16 protein-coding genes are annotated in these 17,776 nt (G+C 51.4%); 5 read left to right on the plus strand and 11 right to left on the minus strand.

The features are described 5' to 3' along the window. Positions 1-107: 107 nt before the first annotated feature. Positions 108-1,256 (plus strand): GGDEF domain-containing protein, encoded by a 1,149-nt coding sequence (locus ACSQ17_RS10835; protein ID WP_436068607.1) that lies wholly within the window; start codon positions 108-110, stop codon positions 1,254-1,256. Positions 1,257-1,414: 158 nt separating this feature from the next. Here ACSQ17_RS10835 and ACSQ17_RS10840 read toward each other — a convergent pair whose 3' ends face one another. The 10 genes from ACSQ17_RS10840 to ACSQ17_RS10885 form a co-directional block, all read right to left on the minus strand. Beyond that, on the minus strand, positions 1,415-1,654 hold the full coding sequence (locus tag ACSQ17_RS10840; RefSeq protein ID WP_436068608.1) for a type II toxin-antitoxin system RelB/DinJ family antitoxin: 240 nt from the start codon (positions 1,652-1,654) through the stop codon (positions 1,415-1,417). A 670-nt stretch (positions 1,655-2,324) separates the two neighbouring features. Next, positions 2,325-3,503 carry a hypothetical protein gene (locus ACSQ17_RS10845; protein WP_436068609.1) on the minus strand — a complete coding sequence of 393 codons (1,179 nt, stop codon included), beginning with the start codon at positions 3,501-3,503 and terminating at the stop codon, positions 2,325-2,327. A 493-nt stretch (positions 3,504-3,996) separates the two neighbouring features. Next, complete coding sequence (locus tag ACSQ17_RS10850) at positions 3,997-5,091, minus strand: ThiF family adenylyltransferase (RefSeq protein ID WP_436068610.1); 1,095 nt, start codon at positions 5,089-5,091, stop codon at positions 3,997-3,999. Further along, positions 5,078-6,196, minus strand: a complete 1,119-nt coding sequence (locus ACSQ17_RS10855) for a ThiF family adenylyltransferase (protein ID WP_436068611.1) — start codon at positions 6,194-6,196, stop codon at positions 5,078-5,080. Before ACSQ17_RS10855 ends, ACSQ17_RS10850 begins: the two co-directional genes overlap by 14 nt. Further along, complete coding sequence (locus ACSQ17_RS10860) at positions 6,196-8,349, minus strand: ATP-binding cassette domain-containing protein (protein ID WP_436068612.1); 2,154 nt, start codon at positions 8,347-8,349, stop codon at positions 6,196-6,198. Before ACSQ17_RS10860 ends, ACSQ17_RS10855 begins: the two co-directional genes overlap by 1 nt. Positions 8,350-9,108: 759 nt before the next feature. Next, complete coding sequence (locus ACSQ17_RS10865; RefSeq protein ID WP_436068613.1) at positions 9,109-9,630, minus strand: glycine-rich domain-containing protein; 522 nt, start codon at positions 9,628-9,630, stop codon at positions 9,109-9,111. Then, complete coding sequence (locus tag ACSQ17_RS10870) at positions 9,627-9,938, minus strand: ParE family toxin-like protein (protein ID WP_436068614.1); 312 nt, start codon at positions 9,936-9,938, stop codon at positions 9,627-9,629. Before ACSQ17_RS10870 ends, ACSQ17_RS10865 begins: the two co-directional genes overlap by 4 nt. A gap of 60 nt (positions 9,939-9,998) precedes the next feature. Continuing rightward, a complete protein-coding gene (locus tag ACSQ17_RS10875; RefSeq protein ID WP_436068615.1) occupies positions 9,999-10,154 on the minus strand; it encodes a hypothetical protein in 156 nt (51 codons plus the stop codon). Between the two features lie 49 nt (positions 10,155-10,203). Continuing rightward, a protein-coding gene (locus tag ACSQ17_RS10880) for an IS3 family transposase (RefSeq protein ID WP_436067717.1) occupies positions 10,204-11,354 on the minus strand; the annotation gives its coding sequence in 2 pieces (ribosomal slippage) (positions 10,204-11,111 and positions 11,111-11,354; 1,152 coding nt in all). 203 nt (positions 11,355-11,557) lie between these two features. Next, positions 11,558-11,860 (minus strand): hypothetical protein, encoded by a 303-nt coding sequence (locus ACSQ17_RS10885; protein WP_436070461.1) that lies wholly within the window; start codon positions 11,858-11,860, stop codon positions 11,558-11,560. A 70-nt stretch (positions 11,861-11,930) separates the two neighbouring features. On the opposite strand from ACSQ17_RS10885, the gene ACSQ17_RS10890 reads away from it, so the two are divergent. The 4 genes from ACSQ17_RS10890 to tnpC all read left to right on the plus strand — a co-directional run bounded on the left by ACSQ17_RS10890 (position 11,931) and on the right by tnpC (position 16,608). Continuing rightward, on the plus strand, positions 11,931-14,168 hold the full coding sequence (locus ACSQ17_RS10890) for an NERD domain-containing protein (protein ID WP_436068616.1): 2,238 nt from the start codon (positions 11,931-11,933) through the stop codon (positions 14,166-14,168). Between the two features lie 199 nt (positions 14,169-14,367). Continuing rightward, on the plus strand, positions 14,368-14,685 hold the full coding sequence (tnpA, locus tag ACSQ17_RS10895) for an IS66-like element accessory protein TnpA (protein ID WP_436067886.1): 318 nt from the start codon (positions 14,368-14,370) through the stop codon (positions 14,683-14,685). Next, positions 14,682-15,017 carry an IS66 family insertion sequence element accessory protein TnpB gene (gene tnpB / locus ACSQ17_RS10900; protein ID WP_436067885.1) on the plus strand — a complete coding sequence of 112 codons (336 nt, stop codon included), beginning with the start codon at positions 14,682-14,684 and terminating at the stop codon, positions 15,015-15,017. Before tnpA ends, tnpB begins: the two co-directional genes overlap by 4 nt. Before the next feature lie 61 nt (positions 15,018-15,078). Then, positions 15,079-16,608 carry an IS66 family transposase gene (tnpC, locus tag ACSQ17_RS10905; protein WP_436067884.1) on the plus strand — a complete coding sequence of 510 codons (1,530 nt, stop codon included), beginning with the start codon at positions 15,079-15,081 and terminating at the stop codon, positions 16,606-16,608. 51 nt (positions 16,609-16,659) lie between these two features. On the opposite strand, the gene ACSQ17_RS10910 is transcribed toward tnpC, so the two are convergent. After that, complete coding sequence (locus ACSQ17_RS10910) at positions 16,660-17,097, minus strand: acetyltransferase (protein WP_014717580.1); 438 nt, start codon at positions 17,095-17,097, stop codon at positions 16,660-16,662. Positions 17,098-17,776: the final 679 nt, after the last annotated feature.

Consider the following 17,776-nt stretch of genomic DNA (forward strand, 5'->3'; position numbering starts at 1 on the left):
CGTCACATCCGCTATATGTGCCGTGAATATGACATGAGGCATAATGACCCGGCCGGGCCGCTCAAACTAAACTATAGATGCGCCCCATTAAACCAAGAAGACCAAGGATGATCGCGCATACTCAAACGCTGTTCGGTTCCGTCGCACTGGTTGCAGTCATCATGAGCGGTTGCCTGATCCTCGTCGGACAGTTCAACCGCCGCGACGGCATGCTCACCGCCGGCCTGGGCATGCTCTGCTATGCCCTGGCCTATGTCGCCTACACGCTATTTGGCCATGCCCCGCTGTGGCTGACTTACGGGCTGGCCAACACGCTGCTGTCGCTGGCCCTAGCGTTCTACACCCTGAGCATTCCGCTGATTCATGGCCAACAACCGCCTTGGCGCCTGATCTTCGCCCTCCCGGCCTGCATGGCCGTGCTCCTGGCCCTGCTGATCGATACCCAGGAACCCCGCCAGCTGGCGGCCTGCCTGGTGCTTATCAGCCAATGCATGCTGATCGTACACTTCGCCCAGCGCTTTGCCCTGCCGAAGGGCAGGGCGCACCTGCTGCTAATGATTGGTGCCAGCATCAGCCTGATCGGCATCGGCATCCGCATAGTGGTGATAGTCGGCGGCGGTGCCACGGAAATGCACTACGACGTCAGCAGTCTCAAGCAGAGCATATCGGTCGGCATCGGCACGGCCACGGTAATCATGTTGTCCCTGGGGCTGGTACTGCTCTCGCGTGAGCGCATCGAGGCGGATCTGCAGAAAACCGCCCTGTATGACACCCTGACTGGCATCGCCAATCGTCTGGCCATCCTGCACAAACTCGCCGACGAACTGGACCGCGCATACCGCCAGCGCACATCGCTGTCCATCGCCATGCTGGATATCGACCATTTCAAACAGGTCAATGACAAGTACGGACACCTGATCGGCGACGCGGCGCTGCGCCACTGCGTGCAGCATGTGCAACAGCGTCTGCGGCGCAACGACAGCATTGGTCGCTACGGCGGTGAAGAGTTTCTCCTGCTGTTGCCCGGCACCGATGCTGCCGGAGCCGCCCTGCTAATCGACCAGCTGCGCCAGTCGCTCGCGGAAAACCCGGTGCGCATTGATGAGCACGAGATCCCCTTGAGCTTCAGCGCCGGTGTCTACGGCTTTATCCCGGACAGCCAACTTGACCTGACCCATCCGCTGACACGCGCCGACGAAGCGCTCTATGACGCCAAGAAAGCCGGACGCAACCAGGTTCGAACAGCCCTGGCATAAACAGGCAACAGGGTAAAAAGGCGAGAAGGCGAGAAGGCGAGACCATTGCAGACTCACCAGGCGCCTGCCTGCCGATAGATCCGCGAGGTTTTGCTTGACCTGCCGCCGGCCGGCCCCTGGCATGCGACTTCTTCAGTGACTGGGCATCGAGTTCAAGGCTACAACTCATCCAGCGCTACCTTCACCCGCTGGGGAGCGGCCAAACGTTCACGAATCGCAGCGCTTAGCGCGCTCTCATCCTTGGCCAGCGACGCTGGAGCAAATGGCAGCTCACCGTGCTCGGCCACATAATTCAAGACTTGGTGCATCAGTTCGGAAGGGCTGACGCCGAGCTTTTCCAACTCACGGTAAGCGCGGGCTTTGAGTTGGTCATCGACACGAATATTGATGAAAGCCATATCCACACCCCCGCAGCTGTAATGACATCCGTTAGCAGGCTTGCAGCATCGGCCACGTCTGGCAACCCGCAGCGACCCTCCGATGAGCGGACGGTGGCTGACGGGCACCCTCGAAAACGAGATTTTCCGGGTTTCCCTGTAGCTTCACTACATAAGCCGCTTACTGGTCATTACGAGGATTTACCTAAACCACTGATCCATAAAGAAAAACCCCGGCGCTAGGCCGGGGTAGTGACAGAAATTGTCATGACAATAACTCGCACAATCATGACAATTAACCTGCCCGTCGACAAAAAATGTCGACGGGCGACAAACCTGGCATTCGCAAGCTTTTGATAATCTAATTAAATCAATAACTTACGAAAAACAATGGGCACCATTATTGGCATGATCGAGCCACATAAAGTGGCATTTTCCGTCAAAATGACCGCATTAAATGGCATTTTCCGTAAGCCCCCCCACAGGAGAGCACTACAAACCAAGGTAACCGCCACCTGGCGCGGGTCGGTATGGATTGACACCTTGTCAATGAAGCTCAGCTTAGAGAGGACGGTAAATTGATGGAAGTCCCGTCCGTCGCGGGTTTCAGGGCTATCTTTCCCTTGAACCTACACCTCAAAGTTGGGGCAGCCGCACGCTGCGAAAGCTTGAAGCATGCCCAGGCTGCTGACTATGGGTGGCTGATACGGCTAAAAAGCTCTTGAGCTGTATCCCTGGCTCTCGAATCATCTAAAGCGCTCAACGATTCAAGCTGAACACCCTCGTCCCCTGCGACGTAAAGTGGCCCACCTTGGTCATCGTCGTACTCCTGGCCTGCATACAGACCACTATCGTGGTATGCCCGCAGCGTACTCTTGCGCAGGTCAGTTCCCAGAAGCTCGGCAAGGTAAACCCAGACCCAGCTCTGGAATAGCTTGCCCCGGTCATCTTCATCGATCAGATCACGCATCGCATCGACGTCACCATGCAGAGCGGCCTGATGATTCCAATAACTTGCTGAATCAGCATCGCCGGTTCCCTCAGCCAACCAAGCCAAAGAGCGCATCGCCTCCACATGGCCTAAACCTGCGGCCTCCTTGTACCAATGCTCAGCTTGCCCGTGGTCGCCTCGATGCTCAGCACGTTGTGCCTTCTCAAGAGCAATATCTAACCTGGCATCAGCCCATCCCAAACGTGCAGCCTCATTTAGATGAAGTGCTTCTCGCTCGGCATTAAGCAGTTGAGTCTTATAGGCAGTCGCCCATTCGAGCTGTACCCCATCAAGATCATGGCCTTGCTCCATCAGCGAGTACCAATAGGACGAGCCCTCCTCCTCGCTGAGGTCGTCACCTCTATAAATAAGCGCCAAAGCGTAGTGAGCTGCCGCGCTACCTCTCGACGCGACGCCGTTCAGGCCATCAACCAAGAGTGCGATTTTTTCGGGGTTGAGTGATGGTGACGGATTGCCTGCTGACTCAGAGTCCAAGGCCTCATCCTCGTCCTCATCAACCTCATACCACTCTTCTGGATATGCCCAATGATCCTGTTGCAGGGCATCTATAACGGACTCAACAGAGGTAACCCCCAGACGCTGATCAGCAATCATGCTTAGCAAGGCCGCACCAACCGAGTCAGCAACCGCTTCATAACCCAACTCGGCTAATCGACGGTGAAGCGTTGCTAAGGAGGAAGCTACAAGCTCTTGCGGGCGCTCCATTACGGCCATGATATGCGCCGCATCCAACGAAGCGCGGGTATTGAACCCGAAGCTCGCTGCAAATAGCTCATAGACATGCGAGTGGCGAATTGATCGCTGAGTAGCAGACTCAAGCTGTTGCTTGGTGTCGTAGACGAGTTCTTTGATAGCCATGAAACCAATCCTCATCGCCTGACGTACGGAGCAAACGGCACACGTTTAAGCCCCGAACATCCAGGCTTGGAAGGGTTTCTCAGCTAGAGAGATAATGAATCGAAGGAATGCGAAGCCTTTTTTAACTCGTGTGCAAGTTGGGCGGGCGCCTACGACAGATTCTAGCTAGCAATCTGTCGAAAAGTCGAGCGCCAAAGTCATATGGCTTACTGGACAGTGCAGAGCCTTAAGCATACAAGAATCATTGACGGCAGCAGACCATCGCGCCGGCATGTAAATATGCTAGATAAAAGTATAGTGTAACCGAGAATTTCAAAACGTTATCCTGCCCTACTGCACATCAGAGTCGGGCAGAACATTATTAAAGTTTTTTATTGACCGGCTGGCTGAGCCTATAAAAACGCAAGTGAAGCTACACAAATAGCACCGGCGCAAGGCCGGTGTCAGGTTAATACTTTATCTAGACTGCACTACCACAGCTTTTGAATTTCAGCTACAGCCCTTCCCATCCACACTCCCCACAAAAAATGCCGCTCGGAATTTCCGTGGCAGAAAAATCAAAAGATGAAAAATTAAATTCTAGCCTTTTATTTATAATACTAATTTTTTCTAACGGCACGCCCAATAAAATTTTCAAACATTCTAGAGCTGTCACAGAGGCTGATAGTGAACAGGCCGGGCCAAAACTTCCTATTTTTCTTGAGTCCCTATGGAGTTTTTTTACACCAAACAGCTCTCGGTAATTCTCTCTATTAAAATAAATCTCAAAGCATTTAAAGCAAGCAGACCTTCCGGGCAAAACAGCCTGACCAATCAGTGTCAGATGCAAATTATACCCACCACCTATTACATGAGGTATTCCCTTCGGAATACAATATCTTGATATCAGCTCCGATGTAACATCAACGCTTGGCCAGTCGGCGCAATTAACAATCAAACTCGGATCAAAACCCAAACCGGCCAGTGACTCTATATCAATCATTTTCTGTGGAATAACAGTACAACTGACGCCATACCGCTCAAGAACACTATTCGCAACCACACTTGCTTTCAACCTACCCACATCAGCAGGCCTGAAGAAGTCTTGCCTATGGATATTTGACAACTCTACTAAATCATCATCCAATATTGTAATATTCTTAACACCGACTGAAGCCAGCGATTGAATAATCCAACTACCAACACCCCCAACACCAACCACGACTACATGAGAGCAATCTAATTTAAATAGCGCCTCTTTTACTTCAGATGTTGCTTTGAAATATCCTTCCAACTGATTATAGAGTCTGGGCCGAACTTCGTAATCGCCCTCATCATACTTAGAGTCCACCTCAATAAGTATGAATTTCTGATTAAGAAACTCGATAAGGTAATCAAGATCCCCCGATTCATTACCCGGATATAAAGAAGCAAACTCACTTACGCTTCGTACCCCATCAAATTCCTGAAGCAGAGGTATAATTAACGGGTAAGATATTTCTATTCTCAGGGAAATTCGTTCATTAGAGTCAAATAACTCCAACACACCGGCGTTAAATACCAAAGCCACAGCACTTCTTAACCTATAGACCTTTTTACGCACAGGCATCACATCCCTCCCGCCCCTGAATATCAACCCAAGTTATCTTCGCGCCACCCTGTGAAAACTCACCTCTCTTATTGATTATATTTCTATATGCTGCCCCACCAGCCAAATAGTTCAATATCAACATGGAGGCATAACTAGCGCTAAATGAAGACATGGGCTGGACACCCCCAGCCCCGCCAATAACTCGACTCTTCTGCACTTGAGACTCGTGGACTTTGTAACTTGGCTTCCAATTTTTAAGCGCAGAAGTAAAGTGTCCACTACAACAATCAACACAAACACTTTCGCCCGGGACAAAAAAATCTCCAGTGCTCATTAAGTGCGCATCGAAACCTCCTGCCACATACATAGGAATTCCCTTTTCCCAAAGGTATCGACCAAGCTTTATTGATATATGTCCGATATAGGGCTCATCCGCTGTATTTATAACAAATCCTGCGGCTTCAGGAATAAGCCCCTTCAAGTCAGTACTCGGCAAAACTCTTTGATTGATAGCTGTAATCTCACACGCTTCATTTATTGAGCTTAAGTAGCGCTTAAGTGCATCGACTTTATACTCACCAACCATATCTTTTGAGAAAAAAGAGTGCCTCTCCCTAGAACTCTCACTAACCTTCTTGTAATCTACTAAAACCAATCTCCCAACACCCGCCCTAACTAAATGTATAGCAATATTTGCTCCAACCGCACCAACACCAAAAACAACACATTCAGCGTCAAATATTTTCTGCTGCGCAAGCTGCCCATCCAAAGACTCTATCCAGTCATCAAAGAAATTTATCTGCCGGGAGTAACGCTCACCACCATCTTCCACACTATCCCCAACTTCATTCTTTATAACCTTCGAATCCAGCAGATACTGAATTATCTCCCCAGCTTCGTCATTATAAATAAGCTTGTTCTCGCACAATATTTCTGACAGACAACGACGACCATCCATCGCAGCCAAAACACCGCAGAAGCGAGAGTCTATCTCAATACTTATTTTTCGCCTTGTGTTGATAAAATAGAATTGCACACACACGAGCTCGTTATCTTTATCGGCAACATAGATATCTATGCTATCTCTTACTTTTAGGAAAGCATTCGAGTAGTCAATCATCATTATTTATCCTGCCAAATGTCGCTTATCGCCTTATAACTTCCAGCATACATAATCTCACCACCTTGCTCCCCTGCCTTTGGGCCAAAGCAAATACAATAATCGCAAGAACTAAGTACAATTTCCTTATGGTCAATAAGCAATATCGACTTAAATATTCCAGAAAACGACTTGATAAAATTTAACACTTTTAGCGCTGTAGCCTCATCCAATCCAGCCCCGGGCTCGTCAACAATTAGGATCGTATCCTTTTTGGGAGCGGAGAAATACTTAGCCATCTTCAGTCTCTTCGACTCACCGCCGGATAGCGAGGCTATTTTTCTTCCTAAAGAAAGGTGCCCAAGGCCTAAAGATATCAACATATGAATCTTTCTTTTTAGTTTTAGAGGTATTATTTTTTCAATTTCTATAAGCGACGCCCTATAAAATTCACTAATATTCAAACCTTCCATCCTAAATTCATCCATCAAATTAGAGAACCTATTTCCATCACAGTCGGGGCACTCTATTTTTACAACACCTTCAAATCCGCGCGCGTACTCAATCGTTGATGATCCATCACAAGTCTTACACACGTTAGCTTTGCCAGATTGCGCTAAAAAATAATCTCTACTTTGCCCTGATATTTCCGAATATATATCAGCAACGTAATCTGAAAGATCCATATATGTCGAAACGGTAGAGCGTGTGTTACCCCTGAGCGTATCTTGAGTTACATGAATTACCTTTTTATCACTTGCGGCAAACCCCTTTGCAAAAGATGACTTACCAGATCCGGAGACACCATAAATACCGGTTAACCTATTCAATGGAATTTCGACAGAAACGCCTTTGACGTTATTTTTCCAAATCCGAGGGGTAACAAAATAGGAGCATCCATCAAGGCTCATTAATGGTAAAGGGGCATATTTCGGCGCAACATAATCAATCAGTTGCCCGCCATATTTACCAGCACCAGGGCCAATATTTATTACAGCGTCAGCTTTCTCTATAAAATAACGGCAATGCTCGACTAATATTATGGTATTACCTCGGGAGCACACCTCTCGCATTGCATTGAATATATTTACATGGTCAACCATGCTTACTTGAGAAGATATTTCATCTATTACAAAAATAACATTACTTATTTGCGAGCCCAAAACCTTGCCGAATTTAAGCTTTTGCAATTCTCCACCAGACAATGATGGTATTGGTCTGGATAGGCTCAGATAGCCTATTCCCAGCAAAGAGGAAGCCTCTAGCACTCTCCGCAAGGCAAGAAGCGGCGCTCCATAGCTAGTCCAATCCAGACCAACTAAAATGCTATTAATTGGTTTTGTAAGAAAATCAAAAAAACTCACCCCTAAAAAAGCGGCACCCTCATATAACAACCTATTTAATCCACTTCCCTGACAATGACTACATTCCGTAAGAGAGCAGTATTTCTCTGCATGCGAATACTCTGAAATCTTATTGGACGATAACAGATATTTAAGCTCACGAAGTGCCCCTATATACTTCTCGCTCCTACTCCTTCTCTTCCCATTTATCAGGTATGAGACCAAGAACTTATTGTCACTCTCACCATTAAGTAGAATATCTTGCTCAGCTTTACTTAGCTGACAGAATTTCTTCTCTGTGTCTATGCCATTAGATTCACACATTTTAATTATCAAAGCAGTATATTTATTTTTTCCAGATCCCTGCCAACAGTTAAATGGGTTATCTGCGAGACGCTTCTCTTCTTCCACCACCTTCACTTGATCTAGTTTTGCCGACATCCTAGACCCCAAACACTCTGGGCATTCATTCCCAGGCTTATTCAATTTAAGTAAATTACTCGGCAGTGCTGTATCTTTTGCTGCCACCAGATACTCATAGAGAGATAAAAACGAATAAATGGTTGACTTAGGATTTGAGTTTAGATTTTTCTGTTGTATGGCAACAGCGGGCATTAGATTCTCAGATTTATCGATTATGTAAGATGCCTCTTCATACCCTCCCTCATCTATTAGTAAAAACTCATTTCTACATTTCTTATAAATCGTTTCGTACGCAAGAGAAGACTTACCGCCACCGCTTACACCAGTAATTGCAGTTATTTTATTCGCCGAAATACTGACGTTTATATTCTTTAAGTTATTGGTCTTAACCCCAAGAAAATTTACCTTCATGTATTAACTTCCTCCTGAACTTGACATGTATTCGGCCAGATATTATTATTCTTAAGATTTTTATTCTTCATTTTTTACAAGGAATTAAAATGAACGCAAAACAGAGCCTGAAATTCAAAGTAGTTGAAGATAGCTTCGACGCAACTCAGTATACTAATACTTGCTCGGGAAGCCGCAGTGATTGCTGCACTCGTGTTTGCACTCGATTGGATATAGAGTCTGATGATGGCAGCCTTCAGAGCTGGGATGACTATTTAGAAGCACACGCCGGAGTGCTTCAATACTGATTTTGTGGGTTCCGATACCTCGAATTCATCATTTGAAACCTGGGGCTCCCCGGGTTTCTCAACATTTTTACTATTTTAGCTAATTCGATAACCTAGATTCGAGATCACACAGTAACGAATCTCCACCGATTCAGCCGACAAATCTAAACTAGGTTTAAGGTCATCGAAGCAATTTTTAAATATATTCCCCAACCATATGAATCACCTCTGTACTAAGAGGTGATCGATCCAGATGGAAATCAGGCCAGACAGACTCCGGAAGGAGTGCATCCCGTGCTGGGGCTAACAGGCCCATTGATGAGCCTGTTAGCCCTATTCAGTTATTTCGACTTCGCTGGTGGGTAGTTACCGCGACCACCTCCCGATTTGTTACCCGTGGTACTGGGCAAATTGGGGACGACGGGGCGAGGAGCTGGTTTGGGTGTTTGGCCGGAAGGGCTTTTAGGCTGCTTACTCATATCCACCTCCAGAATTAATAGGCCGCTACATCGTCTTTGCATGCACCCTCAACACGGCATGCACACTTGGACTCCACGTGGCACGCGTGATCCTTGCAGCGCATGGCTTGAGTCTCACTGCCGCCGCCCGGATACGCACCAAAGTGCTTCTCATACAGCGCCACGGTTTGGGCAAAGGCGCTCTTCAACTCCTGATAGTCGTCCTTGCCGTAGATGCCAAAGTAGGGGTAGTGATCAATGAAGCGACCAAAGACCTGCTGGCAATCCTCACGATAGGCGCGGGTATCCAGAATGTGGGCGTGCCAAATGGCATCCACCATTTTGCTGGGCACCAAGGCTACCGAGGGATAGAAGCACTTCAGAGTCAGAAAGCGGCGGTACTCCTGCTCAGCAAAGTCCCACTCCGCCGCCGACATTTCAGCCTCCGAAGACTCGGTGTACTTATGCTTCAGGCGCTTGAAATCCAGACGACTGACGTTCACGTCTAGGCCATTAGCCGTAAGCAAAGGCTGATTCAGCAATGCGATGGCATTCATGCTTGTTTCTCCTGTGATTGAAGGTTGCAGGCCTTGATGACCCGCCTTCGCTTCAACTCACGTTCAAAACACTGGCGACTGACCAGCGCACAGGGCACATAACCGTTAGCCACCACTTGGTAAATCAGGCGCCAGTCACTGCCGAGCTTGAAGCGGAGCAATCCCTCACGACAACGCACGCGCTTGCCGCCCAAGGCAGTGAAGGGAATACCGGCATGCAGGGCTTGATCGATATCGAGTGCTTTCGCCTGATGACAAGCACTGACCTGATGCGGACAACTGGAGAGAATGGCTTGAATGGTGTGCATGATTGGCTCCGTGTGTGATGACGGAGCCAGTCTCAGTGTGTGGATTCCACAACCAAGCGCTCAGCGAAGAAAATCCAGCAAATCATCAAACTCCTTCGCGTCCTGGTATTCGCTGATGATCAGATCGCGATACTTCAACAGCAGCGGACTGTCTGTCACAACCTCATTGGCCGCGAGATAGGCGCGCTCCAATTCGCCATTGAGGTAATGCGTCATCATACTGTCCCCTACAGACAACACGGCTGTTTGAATCGCCCCGGATTTCCTAGACACTTTCCAGGCTCAGTAAATGTCGCTTCTCAAACTCTACCGGTGACAGCTGGTTGTTGAAACCATGTCGGCGTTTTGGGTTGTAAAACATCTCGATGTAGTCGAACACATCAGCGCGAGCATCCTGCCTAGTGCTATAGATCTTTCGCCTGACCCGCTCCCGTTTCAGCAGCTGGAAAAAGCTTTCCGCTACCGCATTGTCATGGCAGTTGCCACGTCGGCTCATGCTGCCAAGCAAGTTGTTGGCTTTCAGGAAACTCTGCCAGTCGCCGCTGCTGAACTGGCTACCCTGATCTGAGTGAATCATTACTTCCAGCTTGGGCTTACGCCGCCAAACCGCCATCAGCAATGCATCAATAGCCAGGTCGCTGGTCATCTGCGGCTTCATTGACCAGCCAATTACCTGCCGCGAAAACAGGTCGAGCACCACCGCCAAATACAACCAGCCCTCATAGGTGCGGATGTAGGTTATGTCCGTAACCCAGACCTTGTTGGGTTCGGTGACATTGAATCGACGCTCAAGATGATTCGGAGAGGCCACTGGAGGCTTACCACCATAACGGCCCGGTCGACGCCGATACCCTGTCTGCGAGCGCAGTCCTTCCTGGCGCATTAATCGAGCAACGCGATGCCTGCCGCACTGTTCTCCCAGCTCACGCAGGTCGTCATGGATTTTGCGGTAACCATAGACGCCACCGCTTTCTAACCAGGAGTGCTTGATCAAACCCAGCAGACGCTGATCATCCTTAGCTCGTGCCGACTTCGGCTCAGACAGCCAGGCGTAGTAACCGCTGGCATGTACTTTCAGGGTCAGGCACAGACGGCGAACCGAATAGTCTGCGGATAGCTGACTGATGAAGGCGTACTTCAGCCGCACTCCTTGGCAAAGTACGCGGCGGCCTTTTTTAGGATGTCTCGCTCTTCGGTCACGCGCTTGAGTTCAGCACGCAGGCGACGTAACTCAGCGTGTTGATCGTCTTCTTGTGCCCGCTGCTTTTGGGGCTTGCTGTAGCGCTTCACCCAGGCATACAGACTGTGTGTCGACATGCCCAAGCGAGCAGCTACCTCAGCCACCGGCAGACCCCGTTCGGTCACCTGCTTGACTGCTTCGATTTTGAATTCTTCGGGATAACGCGGGTTACTCATGGCACCTCCTAATGGGCCGTATTATGAGGCCTGGAGGTGTCTACGAAACTAGGGGCGATTCAGTGGTTTCGGAACTTGGTGCTGGGATGTAGTGAAGGGCGAACCTGCGGGCGTTGATGACGTGATCATCCACCACAATAAATCTGCGGCTCACTCGGAACCGATTGGTGAAGGACTGCTAGATCAGTTACTAAGTGTCTAACTCACAACCAGTGAGAGGGAAGCTCTAGAGAGTAGTTCTTGGCCACTGCATTGAGAGTGGCCAGGATCTCCTGATGGCGCTTGGCGTCTTCAGCCTGCCAAGAGGCTTTTCGATCCAGCAGCCCCTTCAACTCGACCAAGTTGTACATCCCCAGCCGGTGAAAATTTCCCCAGCTGGGAATTCCAAACAGGTTGTAGATCACCACGGTGGCATCTCGCTCGCTGGCCAAGCGCTTCTCGCCAACCAGCTTTTCAGCGGCTTCTTTGGCATCGTCATGATCGTCGTAGGTACTCAGCAGTTTCACGGTGTCTCTCTCATAAAATTCACTCGCCATTTTACCGGATGGTTTTGGTAGTAAGGACAAGGAGTAAGTCATGGCAAAGCACGTCCCTTTCGCCAAAGCAGTCAACGCCGCAGAAGAATGGGCATTTTCACTGCTGAAAAACGCCCTCCCAGATCACTATTGGCTGCTAACCAATATCGAGCTGCTGACAGAAACCGGTCAGGCAATGGAAATCGATGCAGTAGTCGTCGGTGACTGGGGCGTGTATTTGATCGACGTGAAGGGCTACAGCGGGACGCTAGAGGCGGGGAAGGACGTTTGGCTACTGGATGGTCGCCCTGTTGATAACGCTTTGCGCAAGGCCAACCAGAACTCCCGTGTGCTTGCAGGCCGTATCCGTAACCGCGCTGGAATCGGTTTGTACGCGCCGTGGTGTCAGGGAGTGGTGCTTGTGACCGGCGACAAAGGTCATAGCATCTCGCTCATTAAAGATGAGCCCTCCCTACAAGTGTGGACGCCAGTCGGGATCACCAAGGCGTTGACCAGCGCTGAGGGTCTGACAGCCACCAAAGCGTACGAGCTGATCGATGCGCAGCGTGAACTTGTACTCGCCACTCTCGGGCAATTGCGTCAGCAGATAGCCGAAAACAATAGATTCCAGCAATACCAAAAAACACAGTGCCTGCTTGATCAGAATGGCCTTGAGCTATGGATGGCCGAGTATCGCCTGGAGAACTGGAACTCCAAGTGGATGCTGAAAATCGTGAACCGCCCCAATTGCGAGAGCCAGGAGCGGCGCGAACAGCTGCAAGCGCAACTGCGTGACGAGTTTCGGTTACTACAAGAGTTGGCTGGCTTAACCGGCGTGACCTACAGCGCGCCGCTGATTGATGACGGCGAGCTGATGGTGCTCCCTATCAGCATGCCCAAGGGCAAACCTCTCTCGCTGGTTGATCTCTCGAAGTATTCCGATGAGTCAGCCAGGTCGACGCTTATTTCTGCCTTAACAGCAATCCAAGGCATCCATCGCCGTGGAGCCACCCTGGGCAGGGTTTCCGTTAATTCAATTTATCTCACTGATGCGGGTGAGGTTTGCTTTATCGATGTCCTGAACAACCATAGCGCTGGCGACGATATCGACCTCATCACCTCGCTGTTTAAACCCTTGGTCGACACGCTTCATTGGGAAATCTCCGGAATCAACGATGCAGAAGGGCAGGAGACCTCAGAGCGCCTATCACAGTTGATAGCGAACCTTATGAGCGAGCGAGCTTCAACGGTACTTGCGTCATCAGGCGCTCCTTTTGAGGCTGAGCCAGGAGCAGTTCTCGACAATCGTTATGAATTGGTCGAGCAGGTTGATGAGGATGCTTTCTCAAGCATCTGGAGGTCTCGCCACGTCGCTGGTCGCTTCGATTGCGCGGTTCAAATCTATGACGATGCAGATGAAGTTTGGGAGCTGGTGGCTGATCAATATCATCGGCTCGCTCAGATTTATCATCCCGCACTGGAGCGGGTATTCGATCTTGCTCGAATTCCTAACAGCGATGCTTACTTCATCAGTCGAGCATGGGCGAGTGGTGAGACGCTGTTTGACCAAGCGTCTATCAGCGCCGACGAGTTCCGGCACTGGCTGGAGCAATTACTCGCGGGGCTTGGCTATCTACACAGACTGGGGTTCACCCATCGGAACATAACCCCGCTCAACATCCTAGTGGATGGCGCTCGGGCTACCTTGGTCGGCATGAGTTCCCTTCCACCCGAAGATCGTCGAGTGGGTGATCTTCGATACAAATTTCCAGGCGTTATCGAGCAGGGCTGGTCTGCTTTTGCAGACTTGTACGCGCTTTGGGCTTCATTGCTGGATGGCCTACAGCCCGGCCTATTGAAGCAGGCAGGGGGCGATCTTGAGAATGCGATACAGCAAGTCACTCACCCTGCACTGAATGATGGCCTGAAAGCCAAAGTAGCGAAGCTGCTGCACGAAGGCACTGCGTTCCATGCTGATGACTACGTTGCATGGTTTGGGCTGGACATCACTACCCAGCAGACCAAAGATCTACCCGATGCGTTTGCCAAAAAATGGGGCATCAGCAAGGGCTACATGACGTTCTTGGTTGTGGACATGTTGAACGATCAACGACCCCGCATTCGCAGCCAATGGGTTATCGATGCATTGAGAACCAGGCGTATACCAGGCAACAAAGCTAACAAAGCCTCGATGAACTCAACCTTCAGCAAGATGAAATCTGCCGGGATCGTTGAGGAGCACAAAACCAAGCACCGCCTGACTGAAGCCTTCTTGGCCGACTGGAACGCCAGCCCGTAGCTGCTCCAACCTTAACAAAAAGCCCCTGCGGACTCGCGTCAGCAGGGGCTTCTACTTTCAAACTACTGGCAGATTACTTTGGCCGAACCGCTTAACTTTGTAAGCGTCCGGCGAACTCACCTTCCGAACTCCAGCTTTAAGGGCGATGGTGTCCGCGTATTTTTAGGCGGACGCGATAGCCCTTATCGCCGGGATTCCCATGCACCAACGAAGCTCTTACCCTAAACCGTTCAAAGCCCAGGTTGTTCAGGAATGCCTGCAACCCGGTGCAACCGTCTCCAGCGTTGCCATTCGCCACGGCATCAACGCCAACGTCATTCGCAAGTGGTTACCGCTTTACCGAGATCAACTGCCCGCTGCGTTGCCGGGGTTCGTTCCGGTGAGGGTGACGCCCAAACGACCGACTGAAGCAGCGGTGATTATCGAGCTACCGCTTGGCAAGGAATCGGTCACGGTGAAATGGCCAGCTTCCGATCCTGAGGGATGCGCCCGCTTTGTCCGTGGGCTTGCCCAGTGATCCGCATCGATACCATCTGGCTCGCCACCGAGCCGATGGACATGCGTGCTGGCACTGAAACCGCGCTGGCCCGCGTGATCGCGGTGTTCGGTGCGGCGAAGCCGCACTGCGCTTATCTCTTCGCCAACCGCCGCGCCAACCGAATGAAGGTACTGGTGCATGACGGCGTGGGTATCTGGCTGGCAGCGCGGCGATTGAATCAGGGCAAGTTTCACTGGCCAGGCATCCGGCACGGCTCGGAAGTCGAACTCGACACCGAGCAACTTCAGGCTTTGGTACTGGGGTTGCCCTGGCAGCGGGTCGGCGCAGCCGGCGCGATCACAGTGCTGTAGCACCTGCCATTAGCCCATCGGTTTATCTCCGCTGACCGGCTGTTCTGGCACAATCAGCGGCATGACTTCCTCGCCCAATCTCGACCAACTGACACCTGACCAGCTGCGCGCACTGGCCGCGCAGTTGCTCACACAAGTCGATGCGATGGGCAAAAAGATCCACCGCGATCAAACAGTCATCGAGCAGCTCACCCACGAAATCGCCTGGTTCAAACGGCACAAGTTCGCCAAGCGCAGCGAGCAGCTAAGCCCTGATCAGGGCAGCCTGCTTGATGACCTGCTCGACACCGACATCGCCGCTATTGAGGCGGAGTTGAAAGCTGTTAATCCTCCGCCTGTTCCAGCCGAGCCCCGCCAACAGCCCAAGCGCACAGCGCTGCCAGCGCAATTTCCGCGCACCGTGATCCGTCATGAGCCGGAGAACACCCAGTGTACCTGCGGCTGCCAGCTGCAACGTATTGGCGAAGACATCAGCGAAAAGCTGGATTACACGCCGGGCGTGTTCACCGTCGAACAGCACGTGCGTGGCAAATGGGCCTGTCGTCAGTGCGAAACACTTATCCAGGCCCCCGTGCCGGCCCAGGTGATCGACAAGGGCATCCCCACCGCCGGCCTCCTGGCTCACGTGATGGTGGCCAAATTCGCCGACCACTTGCCACTGTACCGGCAAGAGAAAATCTTTGGCCGTGCCGGCCTGGCCATCGCGCGTTCGACACTGGCGCAGTGGGTCGGACAAACCGGCGTGCAGCTCCAGCCGCTGGTCGATGCCCTGCGCGAAGCCGTGTTGGCCCAACGCGTGATCCACGCAGATGAAACGCCAGTGCAAATGCTCGCCCCGGGCGAGAAGAAAACCCATCGGGCTTATGTCTGGGCCTACAGCACCACGCCCTTTGCCGATCTAAAAGCGGTGGTGTACGACTTCAGCCCCAGTCGTGCCGGCGAACATGCGCGCAACTTTCTGGGCCAGTGGAATGGCAAGCTAGTCTGCGACGACTTCGCAGGCTACAAGGCCAGTTTCGAGCAGGGCATCACCGAAATTGGCTGCATGGCCCACGCCCGTCGCAAGTTCTTCGATCTTCATGCGGCGAACAAAAGCCAACTGGCTGAACAGGCATTGCACGCGATTGGCGGCTTGTACGAAATCGAACGGCAAGCACGGGACATGAGCGATGAAGAACGCTGGCGAATACGGCAGGAAAAGGCATCACCGATACTCGGCGCGCTGCATGACTGGATGCTGGCCCAGCGTGATCTTGTGCCCAATGGATCAGCAACGGCGAAAGCCTTGGATTACAGCCTCAAACGCTGGGTAGCGCTGACGCGCTACCTGGAAGATGGAGCCGTACCCATCGATAACAACCAGGTCGAGAACCAGATCCGGCCATGGGCACTGGGGCGCTCGAACTGGTTGTTTGCCGGATCGCTACGTAGCGGCAAAAGAGCAGCGGCGATCATGAGCCTGATCCAGTCGGCGCGTATGAATGGACATGATCCGTATGCCTATCTCAAAGATGTGCTGACACGGTTGCCGACACAGCGAGCCAGTGAGATCGGGCAATTGCTACCGAATCAATGGATGCCGTCCTGCTGAATAATGAATCGCCCCGAAGCAGAAGCTTAGGAGCGATTCACTACTACAGCGCTAGCCGGGCAGGCTCAGGTGCAGCAAGGGGAAGGGGCGGCCCTCGCCATCCAGCGGAGAACGACCTGTTTGAACAAACCCGTAATGTAAATAGAACCCTACCGCTTCGGGGTTCTGTTCGTTCACATCAACACTCATCTGACTGCGCGAACTGCGGGCATGATCCAGCAGTGCGCGGCCAATCCCTTTCCCTCGCAGATCTGGTTCGATGAAGAGCATCTCTACGTGGTTTTCATTGAGCCCGATGAACCCTAGCGGGCAGTCCTCGGCATCTACCGCAACCCATAATTCAACAGCGGGTAGGTAAATATCGCGGAGCTGAGGGAGCAATGCCTCAATATCGGATTCTTGCAGGAAGTGATGTGTGGCGCGAACGGAGCGCAGCCAAATGTTGAGCAGTTGCGGATGGTCGGCGTTAGTAGCCTGACGAATGATCATAGAATCATCCTTAACACTTGATATCGGAAATGAGGCGCGCTACTAGATAGCGACCGTATAAGTGGCGGCAACTTGTATGACCGCTTCGCGAGTTAACGCCTGGGCGGTTCACGGCAGAGGTAGCCTGACAGGAGGGAGGAAGGACGGTACTGAGAGGCTTTTGGGGTGTCAATAAAAAATTACGGAAGGGAATGGTGGAAGCCTACCTGACAGATGGTGGCCGGGCCGGTAGGGATCTCACGCGGGACGCTAGAACCGGATGATGTCAGGAGCTTACGGTGACTTACCCGGACGCTTACTTAACTTTGGCCGAAGTGGCAAATAACTTTGCCCACCTACAGCAGGGTGGCAGGGTGGCAGGGTGGCAGGGTGGCAGGGTGGCAGGGTGGCAGGGTGGCAGGGTGGCAGGTACATCAGCATGCGGTTCGTTTTAATGAAGCCGCAAGCGTGTCGTATCGCACTGCCCGTCAGAATGACTGCTGATGGGCGATGCTATTTTGATTGGCATGAATTGAGGCGACCCATCCACCCCGCCGAATCTCCCAGAATTCGTCCACGCCAAAACGAGATTTTTCGCCTCTTCCTTGTAGCTTCACTACACAGCACACCTATGCGGGATTGTGTGGCTATGTCCAAAACCCTGATCTACAAAGAAAAACCCCGGCGCTAGGCCGGGGTA

It is taken from the genome of Pseudomonas sp. LjRoot71, from assembly GCF_964253255.1.
GTDB lineage: Bacteria > Pseudomonadota > Gammaproteobacteria > Pseudomonadales > Pseudomonadaceae > Aquipseudomonas.